The organism is Shewanella piezotolerans WP3 (genome assembly GCF_000014885.1).
GTDB classification, from domain to species: Bacteria; Pseudomonadota; Gammaproteobacteria; order Enterobacterales; family Shewanellaceae; genus Shewanella; species Shewanella piezotolerans.
The window spans coordinates 127,272-145,115 of sequence record NC_011566.1; the positions used below are offsets into that span (position 1 = coordinate 127,272).

The following is a 17,844-nucleotide window of genomic DNA, read 5'->3' on the forward strand; positions in this document are numbered from 1 at the left end:
GCGTTGAATAATTTCATAAGGGAATAACCATTATGTCACTTATCCGCCTTGAATTAGTTCGCAAAAAACACTCTGAGTAGATCAACTTCTTATACTGATTGGTATTACTGCTGCTTAATTCATTTGATGATGGTGCAGATATTGCGCTGAGCGCTGCAGACCTGTTTGCTCTAGAAGATGAAAGCATTGAAAAACTTGAAGAACAAGATTTTGCCGATGAGCACAGTTTAGATGCGCAGCGATATTTTGCTACCTTGTGTTTAATACCAATTGCATTAAGTATTTGGCCAGTTCAGAGCCCCTCAGTCTTTTCAATTCAAAGCGCTTTGGTAAAGAAATGGTTATTCCCTTTTAAGCCAATGCAAAGCAGAAGTGGAAAGACTGAGGTGCTCACGAAGTGCGGGGTTCAAAACGTTGTATGCTTCATTATAGGATTTGGATATACGACTAAATGGACTTAGGAGGTAGAGCGAAGCAGGATGCCAGAGCCGAGAATAACTATTAGCTCAAATCCCACTACTTGCCTACAGCGTTTTGAATTCCCGCTGAATGGTCAAACTTTTAATGCAATTGGTATAATCTATGGCAGTGATCCACAGAAGTTTGCTGGAATGATAGATCGGCCACAGGCACTGCTACAAAGTGGTGAGTATTGCCAAGAGGAGTATCTGCGTCAGAGTGATCATTGGGATAGGTTAAAGCAGCAATATATCGTCCAAGAATAAAGAGCACATACAAAAAGGCATTCGGTTAAGAATGCCTTTAATCGTTAGTGCTAACGTTTATAACTCAATTTCTGCAAAGCTGCTTATCTGTTTAAAGTCACCCGTGCGTTGATTGTCTTGACGCACCATTTGTAGCACATTCAAGCCTGCTTCACTGGCCGCTTTCAACTCTTCAAGTACATCAGAAACAAAGAGGATCTGCTTTGGACTAAGGCTAATCGTATTTAGGATATTGCAGTAAGCCTGCTTAAAACGTTTGTTGCCAGTGCGGGTGTCAAAGTGGCCATTAAATTTGTCAGTTAGATCACCTGCATCACTATTACCAAATAGTAATTTCTGTGCATCAACAGAACCCGATGAGAAGCTATATACTCGCAAGCCTTGCTGCTTGTAACCGTCTAGTGCTTCGATAAAGTCTGGGAAGATATGCCCTTTAAACTCACCGTTAGCGTAACCTTGCTTCCAAATTAAACCCTGAATGGTTTTAAGCGGTGTCGCTTTGCGGTCTTCTTCAATCCACTGCAACAATATTTCAGTCACTCGAGCAAGATCGGCGTCAGGTTCTAGTGCAATATCTTGTACATCACAAATGCAGTTTTCAACTAACACATTCTTTTGATTTTCTTCAAGAAAAGCGGGTAATACCTTAGCTGAATAAGGAAAAAGAATATCCTCAATAAAGTTAAGATCGGTAGTTGTACCGGCTGTATCTACGACAATGGCTCTGATACCCATAATGTTTGGTTACTCCGCAATGTGCTATTGATCTGTTTATTGCTCAGATCCTAAGCTGAAACGTTGCTTTTGGCTAGTTTATTCGCGTCGCAAATCGTAGTTAGTTTTCAGTCATGTAGCCTAAGGACACTTTTCGACGATCTTGCAATCACATTTTTCTAAAATTAAGAGAGATGGGTGCTCAAGCGAGATTGGTTTTCCTTAGTGTGGTTTGCAGATTAGGGACAAAAAAACGATAAGATTTATGCTTTGGGAAATGACAAGAGTAAGCAGATAACAAATAAAGTCTTGCTTACTCTAGTCATCAATAACCGGGTTACTCAGTGATAAAACCAAAGAAGCTGAGCAGCTTTGCGGTATCTTGCCTTACACTCAAGGTGACTGAATAGTCATCAAGATCATCGGGGCCTAAGTTTGCTTTAAAACCTAATAAAAATGGCTTGTCTGCAACCAGTTGATATTGTGCTTGTATCACCCAAAGATTAACGTCTGTCATTGCTCCATGGTTTGTAGTTCTAACAAAGTAGCCGCCAACTCTAGCTCGAGGAAGCGCATTACTGTTTTCTTCTACACCCGCGCTGTAAAGGTTGAACTCTAGACCACCGCCGTAATACCTTGCTAACTCATTACCTTGGGTTGCTTCATCTAAACTACGAATACCAGCTAATGCTGCAAAACTAAGAACAGAGTCGCCATTTGCGGTTGCCATAAAATGGCCTGGTGAATATAAATACTTCATGTAACCATCAATAGTATCGGTTACATCGTTAAATCCAGCAGCGTTGGGATCAGACTTTTCTTCATTAACAGTTGGGTTTTGGCCAAATGCTACTCCAACCTCAAAGTTAGTTACTGCGTCACTCCATCCCCAGCCATTCTTCCAACGACCATTTAGCTTGAGTGAGCCGGTAACCCCACCTTGATCAAAACCAGTACGTTTGCCGTCATCGTCATAGCCATTTTGTTGTTTATAGCCTAGCTCGAATGAGCTGATCCAACGATTACTTGTATTTGTGAGTGTTTCAGCTGTTTTTTCATCTGTGGTTGGGTTGCTTACCTGTGTTGTCAAAGCTAATTGAGTTAAAGCGGCAGTATCTTGTGAGCCCAAAGCTGTTCCTGAATCCGCTATCTCAGAAAGACAGTTAGCGAAAACATTAGCAGCAAGGCCATCATTCTTGAGTTTTAACTTATCTATCCCGTCAATATCGACATTGTTCGACGATGGGCAGCTAATGGTGATCTGTTTGGTTGGATCTTTCGCACTTAGGCAGGCATCAATCGTTATTGTGCTAGATAATGCACTAATACTGGGTTTGAGTTTGTTCAGTGAGCTGTAGCAAAGTTGAGTTTGCGTTGCTCCCGCGCTATTTAGCGTTTGCCCTGCAAATACTAGTGGTGACAAACCGCAAAGTAGCAGCGGGGTTATTTTTAGTAATTTCATCATCAGTCCTTTGTATGTTTATTTTTATTAAATAAACCAAGACTGCTGGAGAGGTCTCCACTTTGGCACAGATAATTTACACGTGAGAAAAAACCAGTAAAGTGAGAAATGACTTTTAGTTGTTTAATCAGTCTTTAGTGCTACGTGGCGGTGGCTGTATTGGTGGTTAATTATTGAACTTTAATTGTCATCGCACTAACTTTTACGTTGGTATCGCGATTGTGGATTGGAATGCTTCGTCATATCGTTCTGTGCCTGTTTGTAATTTTGTAAGTATATCTGGCTATAATCCTCACTGTTTCCTCTTAGTAACGTTGATGAATATCGACTTGAATTCTAAAGTGATAGCACTACTTTGTGCTGTAGTGTCCGGTTTGTTCTAATAGGTTGCAACTGATGAGCGGAAAAACGAACCACCGAATATTGAAATCTTTTGACTCACCAGTTTAAAATTAACTATTCGGGTTACTACTGTTAGGAATTAATATAACGGAACGGTTTAATATATTGCCATTTTTCTTAATATTATTTAGGTTTTGTCGTACTAAATGATGATAGTTAGCCGTGGATCCTAGCAAAAAGAGCAGTAGATAAGTGAAGTGATACAGATAGAATAATAAATGCTAGAACATTCTATTAGAATATAAGGGATAGACAATGAATATGAGAAAAGGACTTTTAGCTTTAATAGCTACTGCTGCAGTAACCACGGCTGTACAAGCCGCCTATTGGGAGTTTTCAATCTACGCTTACGTTGATAGCAATGGCGCCGAAGTTGGCAGGTTGTATATCCCATGCTTTAACCGTCAAGCAGTTAGTCAAGGCACCGTAACAAATAAAAAGGTACTGGTTGAACGCGGCACCTGTAGATAAAAGTTAACTCGAATCGCCCGCGGTATCGGCGATTTTTCTTTGCTGCCAACCCAATTGTTATCTTATTCTATTAACTAAACGTCATCGGTTTAGTGCGCTAAATACCCCCAACATGAAATAGACCTTAAGAGGGACTGTAGCAAAGTTTGACCGTTTCTTTCGTTGAGTTAAAAAATAAACCATGCATTTCACTGACGTGGTACAGCATGGCTCATTAGTAACCTAATATTGGGTTTACTCTACTTTAGGTTAATAAGTCGTATAGCTTCGAGCGCTGTCTATTTCACTTAATACTTTTCTAACTAAGGTATCTTTATCTTGTAGTTTGGGATCCATTGATTTTAATTGCATCAACATTGGGGCTGGCAGGTTGTCGTACAAAATTAAATAATCCCTATCTAACTTCAATATAGGAAGTGATTTGGTAAGTGCTTCGTTTGATGTTGTAAATTGTTCTGTATTTTGAGTCCATTGTGATATTAATGAAGGCCAAAAAGACTGCGCTGTTAATGTAACTAAATAAGCTTCTGCATGCGCTTTACCTAAGAATTGTTGCTGATTAGTATCATAAATATAGATAGCAGGAAATTTATGTTTTTGCTTTCCAGCGACTGAATCCAATAAGATTGTTTTTTGATGTTGCCCTAGAGCGATTAGCAAGGAGCTGTCTGCACTAACGTTTATAGACATAAAAACTAGAAGTGATAGAAATATAATGCGCATAGCTGTCTCGATTGAGTTAAAGTGGGGCTATAAGCCCCAGTAGTTTGTATTGGGGTTTAGCAAACTCTATTCGCAGGTGAGTTCACCGTTTGAAGTGGTACAACAAATTTGCCCTCCTCCACCACCTTCTTTAATTTCTACACATGTTTTGGGTTTCGCCATGACATTATAAGAGTTAAGTGTGAGTACAGCTAAAAGCAAAAGTGATTTATATATTTTTCTTCATTGATTTTAAATGAGTTGAATTAGTGGAGTACATCCATATCTCCACATGAGGTAACCTAATGTATTTCTCGGTGATGTCAATATTTTGTTTTACTATTGTTTTTATTTGTAATTATTCGTATTGTAGCTAATCGCAATTAATTAAATGGAATTTAATTATGTTTGAGATCCCCAAGGATAGGAGCCGGTTGAATAAAGCAAGCTGGTTTTTATTTACCGTTATAGGCATAGCTTGCGTTACCTTAGTTATTTCTCTCCTCAGCCGGCAGGCTTTTTCTTCCAATCATGTTGATAGTTCCTCACTGGTTTCAAGTGTTAAAAATGCTGCCCTAAATATTACTGTCTCGGGGTATGGAAAGTTTGTGCCGAAAACGCAGCGCGGTATTAATGCACTTAGTGGTGGACATATTGTTGAGGTGTATAAGAAGCCCGGAAACTTGGTTAAAAAAGGCGAAATAATCTTAAGCCTTAATAACCCTAAACTACTTAGATTACTGGAAACCAGTGAGTTGGCTTTGTTAGAAGAACAAGCCAATCAGCAAAGAGTTATGGCTGAGTCAGTTCAAGAGATAGATGATCAGCGCGGTAAAATTCGTTTAGCAAAAGTAAAGCTCGCTTTGGCTGATGCTGAATTGATAGCCCATAAAAAATTAAAAGAAAACCAAGTTATTTCGACGTTAGATTTGCATAAGGCTCAGGTTGCATGGGAGCAGGAAGATGCCATGCTCACAATGGAGGTGAGCCGTTTTCAGACTTTGAAAAAAACGCGCAAAGCAATTGAGGACTCTACCCGGTATCGACTGGAAAAAGCGATTAAGCAACAAGAGTTGCTACAATCTGAGGTTGAGCAGCTAAATGTTCGTGCAAGTATGGCTGGCATGTTAACGGAATTAGCGGATGAGCTTGAGGTTGGCCGTCATGTAGAACAGGGGCAGGCAATTGGTATGATAGCTGATCTCTCCTCCTATTATGCTCGGATCAATATTACTGCAGCAGATGCTGAATATGTAAGTCCAGGGTTGGTAGCTAAAGTTCAGTTTAAAGGGCTAGAAATAGAAGGGGAAGTCTCTCGTGTTGACCCTACTGTAAACAGTGGCAGTGTAGAAATTGATATTAGCTTTTATGGTGATTTCCCTGCTGCCGTTAGGCCTAATATTGACATTACTGCACGCGTTGATATTGCAGAACACCACAACACGCTTGTTGTCGACAGGCCTGCCGGCGTCATTCGAGCTCATCGCGAATATCCGGTATTCGTATTAGATCAAAACCAAAACCTTTTTCTACGTCGCAATATCATGGTTGGTGATATTGCAGGCGATCGTATGCAAGTGTTAGGCGGCCTTTATCTTGGAGAACAAATTTTAACTAATGTTCCTAAGTCGCAAGCTAATTCTACTCAAATTGTCATGGAAGATATTTATGAATAACTGCGTTATAGAACTGACTGATTTGAATAAATCGTTTAGCAATGGTGCTGGCAACAATCATGTTCTAAAGCAAGTGAATTTCTCTGTTCATAGCGGAGAAATGGTGGCTATTTTAGGCCAATCAGGCAGTGGGAAATCAACTTTGCTGTCCATTATGGGTCTATTGGATACCGCTGATTCAGGACGTTACCACCTGTGTGGACAGGACGTCACTACGTTTTCGACTTATCAATTGAGTCAACTTCGAAATAACCACATAGGTTGGGTGTTTCAGAATTTTAATTTAATAGCTGATATGACGGTAACTGAAAACCTGTCAGTGCCATTACGTTTTAACACTCGCATAAAAGCAGTGGACTATCAGGCAAAAGTTAGCGATGTATTACGGAAGGTTGGCTTAAGTGAAAAAGCCGCTTTTTATCCTGCTGAATTATCTGGTGGTCAACAACAAAGAGTCGCGATTGCCAGAGCATTAATTTGTCAACCTGACATCCTTTTATGTGATGAGCCTACGGGGAATTTAGACTCGAGTAATTCAAACAATGTGATGGAACTGCTGAGTGCTTTGCATCAAGAGGGGAAGACTGTACTGATTATCACGCATGACTCAGAGGTCGCTGCTTATTGTCAAAAAGCGTACAAAATTAGTGATGGAGAAATAACAGCTGCATCACCTCTGGAGTTTAAACATGCTGTTTGATGTTATTTATGGTTGGCGCAAGTGGCAAGAACAACGTGGCTTTTGGGGTTTACTCATCATCAGCCTTTGTATGTTCTGTTGTTTAATAGGATTAGTGGTTAACTTATTCTGGTTGCTGAGCAGTGATCGACCGCAGTGGGTGAATAATCAGGCGCCTATGCTAACTATTGCGAAAAAAGATCTCAGTGGCAATATTCAACCTACTGCAGGCTATAATATTGATTTGTTGAAAAAGATTGCAGGAGTCGAGGCTGTTACAAGTATTGCGGTTCAGTCAGGATCGATAACGTTAGGGTTAAAGGAATTACCAAGAGTAACCATAGGCTTTTATTCACAAAATACGATTGAAATGCTCGGGTTGGCAGCGCCTTTTTCAAGTCAGAATCTTAATGCTAAAGCAGCCATAGTATCGAATCAGTTTTGGCAACAACATTTAAAATCCTCATTAAAGGAAAGCTCTTTATATTATCAAGATCGCTCTATTTTAATTAAAGGTGTAGCGCCGCAAGCGATGAAACGACTGGGAGATATCGATATCGATATTTGGCTTCCAGAGTCTTATTTGGAGTTAGGTATTCCAGAGATGTTTGCTGATAACCCGCAACTCTTTTTGAAGACGAAGGGCAATCGCTATGGTTTTGCATTATTGAGTCAAGGAGTAGATATTGAATTGCTTCAAGATGCTTATATGGTTCTAAGGCAGCAGACACCTTGGCCTGATAATGGCTTTGCTGATAAACATTATAGCCCTTGGTTAATCGCTGGCGTGGAACTGAACCCCAATGGGCGTGATATTTTATATAGGCAGGCGTCTATCTTGCTTCTTTTGCTGCTAGGTTTTGGTTTTATTATTTTCAGTGGCATTGTATCTGCCTACTCGCAACAAGGTATTACACGCCAGGCTGAGATGAGGCTAAAGTTGGCTTTAGGTGGAAGCAGGCGTGGACTTATGGCACAGCTCTTTAGGGAGAGTTTTCCAGCTCTGCTTTTGGTTGGCTTTTTAAGCCCATTACTCGGAATAGTTGTGATTCACTATGTTGGTAATATCGGTGTGTATCAAGATTACTTTGTCGAAGGAGTTCGGTTTAATATTTGGCTTTGGTTGGTTGCTATTTTGTGTTCGCTATTACTTTTTATCTGTTGTGCGTTGTTGCCTTTAACTGGCTCAATAAATAAGCTTTTTTCTCGAGGCAAACAGGGACATATGAGCAAAATACAGCAAGGTATTAAACAGCTTGTATTGGTCATACAGCTCGCCGTTATTACCAGTGTAATGCTGGTATCGTTAAGCCTTATGTATCATGAGTTACAAAAGTATTCTTCAGTGTTTATCGCAAAAGACATCACCAGCTTTAAACCTAAAGTCGATGGGCGTTTAAGTGTCATGTTGACCTCCGAGCAGCTTGAGGGGGATTGGGATGTTGCTGGCGTACCAATTGCTTTATCTTCGGCACCGTTTACTCAACTAGGAGCGCCATCATTAAAATATCAATCTCAGACTGGAGTAGGGCTAGAAAAACCGATTAATGGTTTATATGTTTCTCATAACTTCCTTAGCTTGTTGGGAATTCCAGCCTTATCTGAAGGAAAGTTGGCTGAAAATAAAGTGATTGTTAACCAAGCAATGGCACTGCAGTTAGCCGCTGAACAAGGTATCAATGATTGGAGGGCCGTTAAAGGAATCGCTTTGAAAGTGTCAGGTTTTTATTATGAAAAGCATGTCCAGGTGGCTGGTATTGTGAGTGACTCTCCTCACTTTGGTATTGCCAATGAACCTAAGCCGATAATTTACCTGAGTCTTAAAGATCAAAACCCACTTCTTGCTAGCCGAATCGCCCCTGTTTTTTATAGTAAAAGTGGTAATAGTGGAATCACCTCATCTCGGTTAAATGATTGGGCTTCAATGTTATCCCCGAAGCTCAGCTATGACAGCGGAAAAAGTTTAGTTCAATTAATTGAAGATACTGATCCTGCCGGGAAATTGTTGTTTATAACTTCGACATTTATGGCTTTATTGATAATTTTTTTAGTGATATTTACTCTTTATAACAAGTTTAGTTATGCCGTCAAAAGTGAGCAAATGAAATGGGCGGTAATGTTGGCGGTAGGTGGAAGTAAGAGGGCTTTGATGGGGCGAATGGTATGGACTAACTTACTATTAACTACGACGTCTATTCTTTTTACTTTAGTCATCTTTGCTCTGCTTGATAGTTATAGCCAGTCACTGATTAATGTGTCTTTATTTCAAGCGTTAATATGGGCTATCTGTATCATTTTAATGTTGCTTTTTATTGTTGTAATTACTCTATGGGCAGCAAGAGCAATACTGAAACAAAATATCAGTGTATTGCTTCGAGGTTGATGCTTCGTTCTAGGGAGGTATTTGCAGATAGCCTGCACGTGCGCTGGCAGCAGACTTTTATGTGTTTAGCACAGCAAGAAACCTCTGCGCTGATTTGACATAGGAGGCTGTAACCGCTAAGCACACTCTGCTTTGTGGAAGAAGCCTAATGCAGAGCGATGACAAAACATCATCGCTCTGACATTCAACCCTTTATAAAACTCATTGATGTACTAAGCGCCCATTTTTCACCACTTCGATACAGGAACCAACACCATAGGTATAGGAAAGCTCCGCTGGCGTGCTGATATTCCATAAGCAGAAATCGGCTGTCATTCCGGTTTCTAATACTCCGACTTCAGCTTCAATGCCTAGGGCTTTAGCTGCATTTCGAGTCATGCCAGCCAGTGCTTCCTCTGGCGTTAAACGCATTAAAGTACAAGCCATATTGAGCATCAATAGGCTAGAGCACAGTGGTGATGAACCGGGATTATAATCGCTGGCAACCACCATCGGCACCTTGTACTGGCGCAGTAGTTCTATTGGAGGTAATTGGGTTTCGCGCAAAAAGTAAAATGCACCGGGCAGTAGGGTGGCGCAAGTGCCACTTTCGCTGAGGGCTTTAACCCCGTCCTCATCTAAGTATTCGATATGGTCTACAGACTTAGCACCTAGCTTGGCAGCCATTTCAGAGCCACCTAAATTTGATAACTGCTCGGCATGGAGCTTGATATCAAGCCCTGCATTCTTGGCGGCTGTGAGTACTCGCTCAGTTTGCGCGAGGCTGAAGGCGATATTTTCGCAAAACACATCCACCGCATCGGCAAGGTTCTCTGCTATCACTTGCGGTAGCATCTCGTTGATCACTAAATCGACATAGGCGTCGCTATCATTTTTGTATTCTGGTGGAATGGCGTGGGCGCCCAAAAAAGTTGTTTTCACATCGACATGGTGATGCTTGCCAAGTTCACGAGCAACCCGCAGTATTTTTAGTTCAGTTTCAATGTCTAAGCCGTAGCCAGATTTGATTTCAACTGTGGTCACCCCCTCTTTGGCGAGTGCATTAAGGCGTTGGCGACCCAGCTCAAACAGTTCTGCCTCATCGGCTTCACGGCAGGCATTAACGGTTGAAATTATACCGCCGCCATTGCGGGCGATCTCTTCATAACTCGCCCCTTGCAGACGTAGCTCAAATTCATTAGCACGGTTGCCGGCAAAGACGAGGTGAGTATGGGCATCAATCAACCCTGGGGTGAGCCAGCCATTTTTACCTTTATAAATTGGTGTGGCGAGAACATCAAATTCTGGTAGATCGCAACGTTTGCCAATCCAAGCAATTTTGCCATCTTTAACCGCTAATGCTGCATCTCTAATTGCACCATAAGGCTCTGAAATATTTGGAGACATGGTAGCGATGTTGATATCAATCCAGACTTGATCCCACGACATGATGCACTCTCTTTTTTTTGTTTTTAGCAATGGCTGAATATTAACACTAAGGGAAGCCATTAAAAATAATTTGTGAGCTAGCTTGTATTTACTTGTATATACAAGCTAGGATTGTAGCCGAGTTTTTGATCATTATAAATAGCTCATCGCTACAAATTGACCACTTATAGCCAGCATGATTTATCGGTCATCAAAAAATGCAATCAGTTACAGCAAAGCAACCGAGAAAGGTGAACTGACCCATTATGGCAACGCCAAAGTTTGAAGAGATTAAGCAATATATTCTAGCGCAGATAGAGTCAGGACAATGGGCCGAAGATAGCCGTGTACCGTCGGAAAACCAGTTGGCCGAGCTGTTTGGTTGTAGCCGAATGACGGCAAGGCGTGGTTTAACGGAGCTCACTGAATCAGGTGTATTAGAGCGCTCTCAAGGATTGGGCACTTTTGTGGCGGGGCTTAAAAGCCAATCTTCTATGATGGCTATTCGTAATATTGCCGATGAGATCAAAGACCGCGGCCATGGTTACAGCGTGCAGCAAGTGTCTTTGACCCAAGCTAGCGCCACAGGCGCTATAGCCATTGCATTAGGGCTAGAAGAGGGCAGTACTGTGTATCAGTCGATATTGGTGCATTGCGAGCAAGGTACGCCACTGCAACTCGAGGAACGTTTCGTTAACCCAAAACTTGTCCCTGAGTATTTGGCACAAGATTTTACCCAGCAAACACCTCACGAATACTTATCTATGGTGGCGCCGCTTACAGAAGCTAAGCATACCATTGAAGCCAGGATGGCCGATGATGCGCAGCTAGCACTGCTCAACATTGAGGCATCGGAGCCCTGTTTACAAATTACTCGACGCACTTGGTCACGCCAAGGTGTGGTGAGTTTTGCACGTTTAGTGCACCCGGGCAGTCGATTTAGATTAGGTGGCCATCTGACCTTTAACTAGAGGTTGGTTTGCTACAGCTCCACAAGTAAAACGCTCAAACACATGAGCAGAAAATGGTTATAAAAAACAAAAAGACAGTTATAGAAACAAGCCTATAAAAACAAATTGAACGAGGTAGTACTGATGGATAAGAGACACGACCCAAGCCGCCGCATCATAGCGCCAACAGGAACAAAACTCAGCTGTAAGAGCTGGTTGACCGAAGCGCCAATGCGGATGTTGATGAACAACTTGCACCCAGATGTCGCTGAGCGCCCTGAAGATCTCGTGGTTTATGGCGGTATTGGCCGTGCAGCACGTGACTGGGAGTGCTATGACAAAATCGTTGAGGTGCTGCAGCGCCTTGAAGATGACGAAACGTTATTAGTGCAATCGGGTAAGCCAGTCGGTGTATTCAAAACTCACAGCAATGCACCGCGTGTCATTATTGCTAACTCTAACCTAGTACCGCATTGGGCTAACTGGGAGCACTTTAATGAGTTAGATAAGAAAGGTTTGGCCATGTACGGCCAGATGACAGCAGGTTCTTGGATATATATCGGCTCACAAGGCATCGTTCAAGGAACCTACGAGACCTTTGTGGCGATGGCGAAGCAACACTTTGGCGGCTCATCGAAGGGTAAGTGGATCTTAACCGGTGGTCTTGGTGGCATGGGCGGCGCACAGCCTCTAGCTGGCACGATGGCTGGTTACTCTGTACTGACTTGTGAAGTCGATGAGACTCGTATCGATTTCCGTCTACGAACTCGTTACGTTGACAAAAAAGCCACCACGTTAGATGAAGCTCTTGCGATGATTGATGAAGCTAACGCAAGTGGCAAGCCGGTTTCTGTTGGCTTACTCGCTAACGCGGCTGACGTATTCGCCGAGTTAGTTGAGCGCGGCATTACTCCAGATGTGGTAACCGACCAAACATCGGCGCACGACCCACTCAACGGCTACCTACCCCAAGGTTGGACGCTAGAGCAAGCGGCGCAGATGCGTAAAACAGATGAGGCGGCTGTCGTTAAAGCGGCTAAGCAATCTATGGCTGTACAAGTTAAGGCAATGCTCGCGTTGCAAGCTGCGGGCTCCGCGACGACTGACTACGGTAACAACATTCGTCAAATGGCATTTGAAGAGGGTGTTGAAAACGCATTCGATTTCCCCGGATTTGTGCCAGCCTATGTGCGCCCATTGTTCTGTGAAGGTATTGGCCCATTCCGCTGGGCTGCATTGTCTGGCGATCCAGAAGATATCTATAAGACTGACGCTAAAGTTAAAGAGCTTATTCCTGATAACCCACATCTGCACAACTGGCTAGATATGGCACGCGAACGTATCGCTTTCCAAGGTCTACCGTCTCGCATCTGTTGGGTTGGTCTAAAAGATCGTGCCCGTTTGGCACTTGCCTTTAACGAAATGGTTAACAATGGTGAATTATCAGCGCCAGTTGTCATCGGTCGTGATCACTTAGACTCTGGCTCTGTAGCCAGCCCTAACCGTGAAACAGAATCAATGCTCGATGGCTCAGATGCGGTATCTGATTGGCCATTAATGAATGCGCTATTGAACACTGCAAGTGGCGCAACTTGGGTGTCTTTGCATCACGGTGGTGGTGTCGGGATGGGCTTTAGCCAACACTCAGGTGTAGTGATTGTGGCAGACGGAACAGATGATGCTGCAGCTCGCTTAGGCCGAGTACTGTGGAATGACCCTGCAACAGGTGTGATGCGTCATGCTGATGCTGGATACGATATAGCAAAAGATTGTGCAAAAGAGCAGGGCCTAGACCTGCCGATGTTGGAGAAGTAGAACATGAGCCATTTAGTATTAACACCGGGTAGCCTAACCCTAAAGCAAATCCGTGAAATTAGCCGTGGAAAAGTTACCCTTGAGCTAGCTGATAGTGCCATTGCCGACATCAACACCAGTGCGGGTCTAGTACAACAAGTATTGGATGAAGGGCGCACCGTTTACGGGATCAACACAGGTTTTGGTCTATTGGCTAACACCAAGATTGCCGCCGATGACCTGCAGTTGCTACAGCGCTCTATTGTGTTGTCGCATGCGGCGGGTACAGGTCAATACATGCAAGACGCCACGGTGCGCTTGATGATGGTATTGAAGATTAACTCACTAAGCCGTGGTTTCTCTGGCATTCGCTTAGAGGTGATTAACTTCCTTATCGCACTAGTGAATGCTGAAGTATATCCATGTGTACCAGAGAAAGGTTCTGTAGGGGCTTCGGGTGATCTAGCGCCGCTATCTCACATGTGTTTACCGCTACTTGCCGAAGGTGAGATGAGCTATAAAGGTCAACTAATTACTGCTGCTGAAGGGCTAGAAATTGCAGGCCTTAAGCCGCTTGAGTTAGCTGCTAAAGAGGGCTTAGCGCTGCTTAATGGTACCCAAGCTTCTACTGCATTAGCCCTTGAAGGTTTGTTTAACGCTGAAGATCTATTCGCGGCGAGCTCAGTCATTGGTGCCATGAGTGTTGAAGCGGCTATGGGTAGCCGAAGCCCGTTTGATTCGCGTATTCACGCTGCTCGCGGTCAAAAAGGTCAGATTGATTCAGCTGCTGTGTTCCGTCATCTATTGGGTGATGAGTCAGAAATCAGCCTCGATCACGTTAATTGTGAAAAGGTGCAAGACCCTTACTCATTGCGCTGTCAGCCACAAGTACTGGGTGCATGTTTGACACAGATCCGTCATGCGGCTGAGGTGTTAGGCACTGAAGCAAACGGCGTTACTGATAACCCATTAGTGTTCCAAGACACTGGTGACATTATCTCTGGTGGTAACTTCCACGCTGAGCCAGTTGCGATGGCTGCAGATAATCTAGCGATTGCCATTGCGGAGCTTGGTTCTATTGCAGAGCGACGTATCGCGCTGTTGATCGACTCAAATCTATCTAAGCTTCCACCATTTTTGGTGGAGAACGGTGGGGTAAACTCAGGCTTTATGATTGCGCAGGTTACGGCTGCAGCATTGGCATCAGAGAATAAGACCTACGCCCATCCAGCGTCAGTAGACAGCTTACCCACTTCAGCTAACCAAGAAGATCACGTGTCGATGGCAACATTTGCAGCGCGTCGCTTGCGTGATATGTCAGAAAACACCCGTGGTGTGTTAGCGGTTGAGCTACTTGCAGCGGCGCAAGGCTTGGATTTCCGTCGTCCACTACAACCCGCAGTTGCTGTGGCAAAAGCTAAAGCTGAGCTACGTGAATTGGTGACTTACTACGATAAAGACCGTTTCTTCGGCCCAGATATCGAAGCCGCGACCGATCTGTTGATCACTGCCAGCTACAACGCTTACTTGCCAGCAGATATTTTGCCAAGCTGGTGACATTATAGTGTGATATAGCTAAAAATAAGCATAAGCCACATACAAAAGAATATGGCTTATGCTTATGCTGGTATGGTTAAGGTGGTGTGCCAACGCAAGCTTTAGCAGGGCCTTCAGCATTACAAGCGTCTGGGCCGCAACCACAGAGGGGTTGACAGTCTGGATTGCACAATTGCCCCGGAAATCCAGGTTGCCCAGGTGGTATTGGATAACCGCCACCGCCTACATTTTTAAGAAGCGTAGTTTCAATAATCTCATTTCTTTCTAAACCTTCTGACTGGGTAGAGTTTGACTTTTTCATGTGGTAGCCCTTAGTTATTATCTAAATTGTATAACCCTAGGTATTAGGGTTATAATTTTCATAGCTCTTTCTGGAGCCATTTTTTTACTTTGGTTAAGACTTCTTCGTTATACTCCGTAAGTGAATGGCTGCCATTGATGTATTCCACTAGCTCCACCTTTACACCTTTACTTGCCACTGCTTTGACATAGTTTCTAACACTATCAATTTTAACTCTCTGATCATCTTCTCCGTGTAGCATTAGAATAGAGGTAGACTTTGGGATTTTTTCAGGCCAATAGATGGCAGACCTCTTTTTTAGTGCCTCGACTTTGTTCTCTTCATAATTGGGTATAAGCTTTTTAAAGACAAAGCGTTCCAAGTCAGGGCGGTATGTTTTCGATGAAAGTAGGTCTACAGGCGTTCCACCGAGTATTAAGGTGTTAATTCGGTTTGACTTAGTGGCTGAAATTAAAGACATCATTCCACCGCGACTCCAGCCCATCATGGCTACTTTATTCGGGTCTGTAATTGGCAAGTTATCGAGTATAGGTAGTAACGCCAATACATCTTCTACCTCGCGACCTCCATACTCATCGACTCCTGTATTACCTTTATATGATCGCGGCCAGACCATAGCGCCACCGTATTGACTAGAGATAACGACATAGCCTTCAAGAGCAATCGGAAAGTGCGTTAAAAATAAATTGCCAAACTTTAGTGTGTGACGCGGGATGTTGTTACCACCACGATTGTATATAACCGAAGGTAATTGGCTTGGGGATGGTAGTTTTGGGTATAGTAAATAACCTCGAACCATATGCTCATCGACTTGATAGATGAACGAATAGCAGTGTACTTTTTCCTGGTATAAATCATATTTTTGTTGTGGAAAGAGTTGAGCGAATTCATCTTTACCAGTTATACCTTTGGCGATAAGCTGTTTTCTCCAGCTCTCATATGATGACATAACACCAGTAAAGCAATTTTTAGGCCTAATTATATTGTTATGATTAAAAGTAGATAAATCATTGTTTGCTTCAGCAGTTGAAGGGCAAATGTTAAATAATATAATAAGAGCCAAAAGTGTAATGATAATTTTCAAACTATTTAATCCTCATTGATAAAATATTCTTTGCAGAATATTTTTCGGGATACGTTTGATACCAATTTATAAAAACATTCTTTCCGAGTAGGTCATACACTAATTCATATTGAGTTTTTTTTATCTCTAGTACTTCCTTTCTTGTTTGTTTCTTGAATTCTATAGCATCTGATTTTTTGGTAGGGCTATGGTGTAGGTAGTAACCTAAGTATTCATGGCAGAAATTGTGGTATTCTTTAGTGTATAAAATAAAAGTATGCCACATTTCATCAATTATCAGGATGGAGGAGTCTATTGAGCGATAACCAACACTTTGTGGCGAATTGCAGTACCATATCCACCTTAACATCTCTTTGAATATCTCTTGCGATTCAGTATTGGAAACACTAAATGACTTCATAAAGCCATCAATAACATCATCGCACTTATATGAAAGTATATGTTCTAAGCAAAGGTGTTTGTATGGGGAGTTGGTGTTTTTCAATTTTAATTCCATTACCGTGTAGAGGAGGTTTTTATAGGCGTGCAATTCATACTGGGATAATATTTTTAAAGTTAATGCCGTTTTTTAAATTTAATATTCATCAGAATGTAACCATCTTTATAGACAGTCAGTAATACTTACTATTTAATTACTGTAATGAGGTAGCTTGTAATATTCAATTACTATCTATTTGATACTATTAAATATCAAGTCTAGGGAGACTTTGTCATTAAAAAGTGACAGGATTCTCTAATGCCTAAGATCTGTTCGCCGCGAGCGCTGTCAGCCACAAGTCTTGACCCAAATTCGTCACGCGGCTGAGGTGTTAGGCACTGAAGCAAACGGCGTTACTGATAACCCATTAGTGTTCCAAGACACTGGTGACATTATCTCTGGTGGTAACTTCCACGCTGAGCCAGTTGCGATGGCTGCAGATAATCTAGCGATTGCCATTGCGGAGCTTGGTTCTATTGCTGAGCGACGTATCGCGCTGTTGATCGACTCAAATCTATCTAAGCTTCCACCATTTTTGGTGGAAAACGGTGGGGTAAACTCAGGCTTTATGATTGCGCAGGTTACGGCTGCAGCATTGGCATCAGAGAATAAGACCTACGCCCATCCAGCGTCAGTAGACAGCTTACCCACTTCAGCTAACCAAGAAGATCACGTGTCGATGGCAACATTTGCAGCGCGTCGCTTGCGTGATATGTCAGAAAACACCCGTGGTGTGTTAGCGGTTGAGCTACTTGCAGCGGCGCAAGGCTTGGATTTCCGTCGTCCACTACAACCCGCAGTTGCTGTGGCAAAAGCTAAAGCTGAGCTACGTGAATTGGTGACTTACTACGATAAAGACCGTTTCTTCGGCCCAGATATCGAAGCGGCTACTGACTTATTAATCACAGCCAGCTACAACGCCTACTTGCCAGCAGGTATTTTGCCAAGCTTGTAAGCCATTGCAGTGATTTTGGTATTAGCTACAAATACCAAAAGGGCTATCTTTGATAGCCCTTTTTTAATTGCACTATCAATCCGATATGAATGTAGTTTGTTGCA

16 protein-coding genes and 1 pseudogene are annotated in these 17,844 nt (G+C 42.7%); 10 read left to right on the forward strand and 7 right to left on the reverse strand.

The window, feature by feature from the left end:
• Positions 1-98 precede the first annotated feature (98 nt).
• Both SWP_RS00565 and SWP_RS00570 read left to right on the forward strand, forming a co-directional pair.
• Positions 99-461, forward strand: coding sequence for a DUF4344 domain-containing metallopeptidase (locus tag SWP_RS00565; protein WP_020910349.1), 363 nt, complete (start codon positions 99-101; stop codon positions 459-461).
• Positions 462-479: 18 nt separating this feature from the next.
• A complete protein-coding gene (locus SWP_RS00570; protein ID WP_020910350.1) occupies positions 480-725 on the forward strand; it encodes a DUF4344 domain-containing metallopeptidase in 246 nt (81 codons plus the stop codon).
• 57 nt (positions 726-782) lie between these two features.
• Here SWP_RS00570 and mtnC read toward each other — a convergent pair whose 3' ends face one another.
• Together mtnC and SWP_RS00580 are read right to left on the reverse strand one after the other, a co-directional pair.
• Complete coding sequence (mtnC, locus tag SWP_RS00575) at positions 783-1,460, reverse strand: acireductone synthase (RefSeq protein WP_020910351.1); 678 nt, start codon at positions 1,458-1,460, stop codon at positions 783-785.
• A 316-nt stretch (positions 1,461-1,776) separates the two neighbouring features.
• Entirely contained in the window at positions 1,777-2,904 is a 1,128-nt protein-coding gene (locus SWP_RS00580; RefSeq protein WP_143711152.1) for a hypothetical protein, read from the reverse strand.
• 654 nt (positions 2,905-3,558) lie between these two features.
• On the opposite strand from SWP_RS00580, the gene SWP_RS00585 reads away from it, so the two are divergent.
• A complete protein-coding gene (locus SWP_RS00585) occupies positions 3,559-3,774 on the forward strand; it encodes a hypothetical protein (protein ID WP_020910353.1) in 216 nt (71 codons plus the stop codon).
• 249 nt (positions 3,775-4,023) lie between these two features.
• On the opposite strand, the gene SWP_RS00590 is transcribed toward SWP_RS00585, so the two are convergent.
• Positions 4,024-4,497, reverse strand: coding sequence for a hypothetical protein (locus SWP_RS00590; RefSeq protein WP_020910354.1), 474 nt, complete (start codon positions 4,495-4,497; stop codon positions 4,024-4,026).
• Positions 4,498-5,084: 587 nt separating this feature from the next.
• Between SWP_RS00590 and SWP_RS00595 the strand changes: the two genes are divergently transcribed.
• From SWP_RS00595 to SWP_RS00605, 3 genes are read left to right on the forward strand one after another with little or no spacing between them, the layout of a single operon-like run.
• Complete coding sequence (locus tag SWP_RS00595) at positions 5,085-6,152, forward strand: efflux RND transporter periplasmic adaptor subunit (protein ID WP_187148527.1); 1,068 nt, start codon at positions 5,085-5,087, stop codon at positions 6,150-6,152.
• On the forward strand, positions 6,145-6,852 hold the full coding sequence (locus SWP_RS00600) for an ABC transporter ATP-binding protein (RefSeq protein ID WP_020910356.1): 708 nt from the start codon (positions 6,145-6,147) through the stop codon (positions 6,850-6,852). The genes SWP_RS00595 and SWP_RS00600 overlap by 8 nt, the downstream gene beginning before the upstream one ends.
• A complete protein-coding gene (locus SWP_RS00605; RefSeq protein ID WP_020910357.1) occupies positions 6,842-9,214 on the forward strand; it encodes an FtsX-like permease family protein in 2,373 nt (790 codons plus the stop codon). The genes SWP_RS00600 and SWP_RS00605 overlap by 11 nt, the downstream gene beginning before the upstream one ends.
• A gap of 201 nt (positions 9,215-9,415) precedes the next feature.
• Here SWP_RS00605 and hutI read toward each other — a convergent pair whose 3' ends face one another.
• The gene (gene hutI / locus SWP_RS00610) at positions 9,416-10,642 is read right to left on the reverse strand and encodes an imidazolonepropionase (protein WP_020910359.1); all 1,227 of its coding nucleotides are present in this window, start codon (positions 10,640-10,642) and stop codon (positions 9,416-9,418) included.
• Positions 10,643-10,887: 245 nt separating this feature from the next.
• On the opposite strand from hutI, the gene hutC reads away from it, so the two are divergent.
• From hutC to hutH, 3 genes are all read left to right on the forward strand, one after another.
• On the forward strand, positions 10,888-11,592 hold the full coding sequence (gene hutC, locus SWP_RS00615) for a histidine utilization repressor (RefSeq protein WP_020910360.1): 705 nt from the start codon (positions 10,888-10,890) through the stop codon (positions 11,590-11,592).
• A gap of 123 nt (positions 11,593-11,715) precedes the next feature.
• Entirely contained in the window at positions 11,716-13,386 is a 1,671-nt protein-coding gene (hutU, locus tag SWP_RS00620; protein ID WP_020910361.1) for a urocanate hydratase, read from the forward strand.
• Between the two features lie 3 nt (positions 13,387-13,389).
• Positions 13,390-14,922, forward strand: coding sequence for a histidine ammonia-lyase (hutH, locus tag SWP_RS00625; RefSeq protein ID WP_020910362.1), 1,533 nt, complete (start codon positions 13,390-13,392; stop codon positions 14,920-14,922).
• Between the two features lie 76 nt (positions 14,923-14,998).
• Here the strand turns inward: hutH and SWP_RS00630 are convergent, their stop codons facing one another.
• From SWP_RS00630 to SWP_RS00640, 3 genes are read right to left on the reverse strand one after another with little or no spacing between them, the layout of a single operon-like run.
• On the reverse strand, positions 14,999-15,223 hold the full coding sequence (locus tag SWP_RS00630) for a hypothetical protein (RefSeq protein ID WP_044555517.1): 225 nt from the start codon (positions 15,221-15,223) through the stop codon (positions 14,999-15,001).
• A gap of 58 nt (positions 15,224-15,281) precedes the next feature.
• The gene (locus tag SWP_RS00635) at positions 15,282-16,307 is read right to left on the reverse strand and encodes an alpha/beta hydrolase family protein (RefSeq protein ID WP_020910363.1); all 1,026 of its coding nucleotides are present in this window, start codon (positions 16,305-16,307) and stop codon (positions 15,282-15,284) included.
• Position 16,308: 1 nt separating this feature from the next.
• Complete coding sequence (locus SWP_RS00640; RefSeq protein WP_044555518.1) at positions 16,309-16,791, reverse strand: glycine-rich domain-containing protein; 483 nt, start codon at positions 16,789-16,791, stop codon at positions 16,309-16,311.
• A 277-nt stretch (positions 16,792-17,068) separates the two neighbouring features.
• On the opposite strand from SWP_RS00640, the pseudogene SWP_RS00645 reads away from it, so the two are divergent.
• Positions 17,069-17,740, forward strand: a pseudogene (locus SWP_RS00645) (aromatic amino acid lyase); the annotation flags it as partial.
• Between the last annotated feature and the right edge of the window lie 104 nt (positions 17,741-17,844).